General features: G+C 46.7%; 3 protein-coding genes and 1 pseudogene. All 4 read left to right on the plus strand.

The genetic code is table 11. The features are described 5' to 3' along the window. Positions 1-283, plus strand: a 283-nt coding sequence (locus tag JGK07_RS32790; RefSeq protein WP_293243554.1) for a hypothetical protein, incomplete at its 5' end; no start/stop codon positions are given. Between the two features lie 133 nt (positions 284-416). Further along, positions 417-1,508: an HNH endonuclease gene (locus tag JGK07_RS32795; RefSeq protein WP_293210685.1), complete on the plus strand. Its 1,092-nt coding sequence runs from the start codon at positions 417-419 to the stop codon at positions 1,506-1,508. Between the two features lie 83 nt (positions 1,509-1,591). After that, entirely contained in the window at positions 1,592-3,466 is a 1,875-nt protein-coding gene (locus tag JGK07_RS32800) for a DNA-directed RNA polymerase subunit gamma (RefSeq protein ID WP_293178522.1), read from the plus strand. A gap of 405 nt (positions 3,467-3,871) precedes the next feature. Beyond that, positions 3,872-4,588 (plus strand): annotated as a pseudogene (gene rpoC2 / locus JGK07_RS32805) (DNA-directed RNA polymerase subunit beta'); the annotation flags it as partial.

Raw genomic sequence — 4,588 nt, forward strand, 5'->3', positions numbered from 1 at the left:
GTTGCTGACTGTCAAGTCGGACGATATGCAGGGTAGAAATGAAGCCTTGAATGCGATCGTCAAAGGCAAAGCCATCCCGCGCCCCGGTACGCCGGAATCGTTTAAGGTGCTGATGCGGGAGTTGCAGTCTTTGTGCTTGGACATTGCCGTGCACAAGGTGAATACGAACGACGAAGGCAGCGAGCACGTAGAAGTCGATTTGATGGCGGATGCTGGTGGGCGGCGATCGCCCTCCAGGCCTACTTACGAATCGCTTTCTCGCGACGAACTCGACGAGGATTAGGGATTAAAGATTTTAGATTTTTTGGCAACATTCAATCTAAAATCTTTAATCGATACTCTCAAATGAAAATGCCTCAACAGTGTTCGTACCACTGCTGAGGCGAATCAACGCTCTAACAAGGAGAGACGCTGACATGATTATTGTAACAGTTATCCCTGGAATTGAAGGAGAATTAGACCTGGAGACAGGCTGTATTAATTGGCAAGGCAGTAAGTTTGGTAACGGTTACGGGCGTAAGTGGATCGATGGCAAAACGGTATTAGTCCACCGCTTAGTCCTCGAATCGAAAATAACAGGATTCCTCGATTCCAGTTATTTTGCTTGCCACACCTGCGACAATCGAAGCTGCATCAACCCGGAACATCTCGTAGCGGGGTCTGCTGCTGAGAATACCGGACAGATGATGGGGCGCGATCGCAAAACTCCCAGACGCAAAAGTATTCCGGGAAGTGGTAAATTGTCTATCCAACAACTGCGGGAAATTCAGACTAAATATTTATCTGGAACAGCAAAGAACCACCTAGCAAAAGAGTATGGGGTACAACATGAAACTATTACTAAGATAATTCAGGCAAATATCCCCGATAATTTCACCACAGTTTCCCCACGCTTTGTAGGAGAAATTCAAGATAACGGCTGCATAATTTTCCAAGGCGCAAAAGACGGTGCCGGCTATGGCAGGTATTTAACAAAAGATGGGAAACAGGCAACAGTGACTCGTGCTGTTTTAGCAGAGAAATTAGGATGTGAACTTCCAACTTATATGGATGCTTGTCATACTTGCGATACTCCCAGTTGTATTAATCCAGAACACCTCTGGGCTGGTACTCGTTCTCAGAATTTATTAGATGCTTCCCAAAAAGGACGCACCCAAGGAAAAAGTCATCCCCTTTCCAATGCCAAATTAGACTGGGAAAAAGTGCGAGAAATCCGGCAAAAACTAGCAGCAGGAGAAAGAATGAAGGATCTAGCTGAAGCATACAGCGTAAATCCGATAACTATACACAATATTAAGTATCACATCACTTGGAAGGAAGCAGGCGAAGAGGTTCCGATTCCTCGTATGGGTGGATATCTCGATCGCAAGCTGACTTTTGCTCAAGCACAGGATGTGCGAGAAAGAATTAAAGCTGGAGAATCTCTTGCTAAAATTTCTCGCGAATTGGGAGTGTCCAAAAATGTCATTTATGACATTAAAACTAATGCCACATATAAAGGAGTCTGATATTGATGTAATTGGCAAACAATCAATCAAAACAGATTAATTAGAGCAAATAATTTCAAGTAAATCATCGATTGGAGTCTAGAATGGCTAAGATAGAACAACGATTTGATTACGTAAAGATTGGGTTAGCTTCACCAGAAAGAATTCGACAATGGGGAGAGAGAACTTTACCCAATGGTCAGCTTACAGGCGAAATCGTGAAACCAGAAACCATAAATTACAGAACATTAAAACCGGAAATGGACGGGTTGTTTTGCGAGCGCATTTTTGGGCCTGCAAAAGATTGGGAATGTCATTGTGGTAAGTACAAAAGAGTGCGTCATAGAGGCATTGTTTGCGAGAGATGCGGTGTGGAAGTCACTGAATCTCGTGTCCGCCGCCACCGCATGGGATTTATCAAATTAGCAGCTCCAGTGGCTCACGTTTGGTATCTCAAAGGCATCCCCAGTTACATGGCAATTCTGTTAGATATGCCCCTGCGAGATGTCGAACAAATTGTCTATTTCAATGCCTATGTTGTGCTGAATGCTGGTAATGCTGAAAAGCTCCAATACAAGCAATTGCTCACCGAAGATGCTTGGCTGGAAATAGAAGATGAACTTTACAGCGAAGATTCCACGCTGACAGGCGTAGAAGTAGGCATTGGTGCGGAAGCTTTGCAAGTTTTGCTGCAAAATATTCCGCTAGAAAGCGAAGCGGAAAAGCTGCGGGAAGATATTGCTAATGCTAAAGGTCAAAAACGCGCGAAGTTAATTAAACGTTTGCGGGTAATTGACAACTTTATCGCTACGGGTTCTCATCCCGATTGGATGGTACTCAATGTGATTCCGGTGATTCCCCCAGACTTGCGGCCGATGGTACAGCTAGACGGTGGACGTTTTGCAACCAGTGACCTTAATGACCTTTATCGGAGAGTTATTAACCGCAATAATCGCTTGGCCAGATTGCAAGAAATTCTGGCGCCGGAAATTATCATTCGCAACGAAAAGCGGATGTTACAAGAGGCTGTGGATGCGCTAATTGATAACGGCCGCCGTGGCCGGACTGTGGTGGGCGCAAACAACCGTCCGCTGAAGTCGCTGTCGGACATTATTGAAGGGAAACAAGGTCGTTTCCGGCAAAACTTGCTGGGTAAACGGGTTGACTACTCTGGACGTTCGGTAATTGTGGTGGGGCCGAAACTGAAGATTCATCAGTGCGGTTTACCGAGGGAAATGGCGATCGAGCTTTTCCAGCCCTTCGTCATCCACCGCCTGATCCGCCAAGGACTCGTCAACAACATCAAAGCAGCCAAAAAACTGATTCAACGCAACGATCCCAGCGTTTGGGACGTGCTGCAAGAGGTAATTGAAGGACACCCTGTCATGCTGAACCGGGCCCCGACGCTGCACCGTTTGGGGATTCAAGCCTTTGAGCCGATTTTGGTGGACGGGAGGGCGATTCAGCTTCACCCGCTAGTCTGTCCGGCTTTTAACGCTGACTTTGACGGCGACCAAATGGCGGTACACGTGCCTTTGTCTCTGGAATCTCAGGCTGAAGCGCGCTTGCTGATGTTGGCTTCTAATAACATTATGTCGCCGGCAACTGGAAGACCGATCGTCACTCCTTCTCAAGATATGGTGCTCGGTTGCTATTACTTGACAGCCGACAATCCTAACGGTCAAAAAGGAGCAGGTCATTACTTCTCTAATCTTAATGATGCGGTTGTAGCTTACGAACAAGGAGTCGTGGACTTGCACTCCTACGTGTGGGTGAGGTTTCAAGGCGCGATCGAAAACACAGAACCCGAAGGTGAACCGCTGAAGGTGGAGCGATCGACTGACGGTACTGTGACGAAAGAATACAAGTTCCGCCGCGTTCGGGAAGATGCAGAGGGTAAGAGGATCAATCAGTTTATTCGGACTACTCCGGGCAGGATTATTTATCACCAAACGATCGAATCGGTAATTAACAATTAGGAATTGGGTAATTGTTCAACAGTTGACAGTTGACAGTTGACAGTTGACAGTTTGAGAGCGACCTTTACCTAGAAGGAAGAGGATTGGAGTAATGAATAGTCTGATTTTAATTTCTCCCTCAAAGACTTGGGGCTTTCAACCAATTCTTTCTGGTAATTGGTAATTGGTAAGTCCTAAAGGCGAAAAAAATGAGGTGCGACTTAGCGGCAAGGTAGACAAAGCAAACCCTAAATATCGATGTTAGGCTGCTGAAATTCTATTAATTACCAATGACCAATGACCAATGACTAATGACAAGGTTCGCGAGCTCTTAAGCTCGCACTTCTGACCAATGACTAATGACAAGGTTCGCGAGCTCTTAAGCTCGCACTTCTGACCAATGACTAAATTACTAACAGCAGAAAAATGACAGAAAATAAGGAAAATAAGGAAATTGTTTTTCGCAATCGAGTTGTTGACAAAGGTCAGCTCAAAAAATTAATCTCTTGGTCATTCATGAACTATGGAACGGCCCGCACGGCGCAAATGGCCGACAAACTCAAAGACTTGGGTTTTCGGTTTGCGACCAGAGCGGGAGTTTCAATTAGCGTAGACGACCTGCAAGTACCGCCAATCAAACGACAACTGCTCGAAGCAGCCGAAGAAGAAATCCGAATCACCGAACAAAAATACACCAGAGGCGAAATCACCGAAGTCGAACGCTTCCAAAAAGTAATCGACACCTGGAACAGCACCTCAGAAGACCTCAAAGACGAAGTAGTCAAAAACTTCCGAGCCATGCGCGGATTGATGGCAGACCCCCAAGGGGAAATCATCGACTTGCCAATTAAAACCAACTTCCGCGAAGGACTCACCGTTACCGAATACATCATTTCGTCCTACGGAGCGCGCAAAGGCTTAGTAGATACCGCCCTCCGCACCGCCGACTCCGGCTACCTGACTCGTCGGTTAGTCGATGTATCCCAAGATGTCATCGTGCGCGAAGTAGACTGTGGCACCCAACGCGGGATTCGTGTCCGCCCCATGACCGACGGTGCGACCGTGCTCATCCCCCTGAAAGATCGGCTGCTGGGGCGGGTGTTGGCCCGAGATGTGGTCAATCCCAAAACCAAAGAAATCGTG

It is taken from the genome of Microcoleus sp. PH2017_24_DOB_U_A, assembly GCF_020738205.1.
In the GTDB taxonomy this organism is placed as follows: Bacteria; Cyanobacteriota; Cyanobacteriia; order Cyanobacteriales; family Microcoleaceae; genus Microcoleus.

What these genes read in the sequence shown, in the direction of transcription:
- JGK07_RS32795 (WP_293210685.1), top strand. Translation starts at nt 417, where the DNA reads ATGATTATTGTAACAGTTATCCCTGGAATTGAAGGAGAATTAGACCTG.
- JGK07_RS32800 (WP_293178522.1), top strand. Translation starts at nt 1,592, where the DNA reads ATGGCTAAGATAGAACAACGATTTGATTACGTAAAGATTGGGTTAGCT.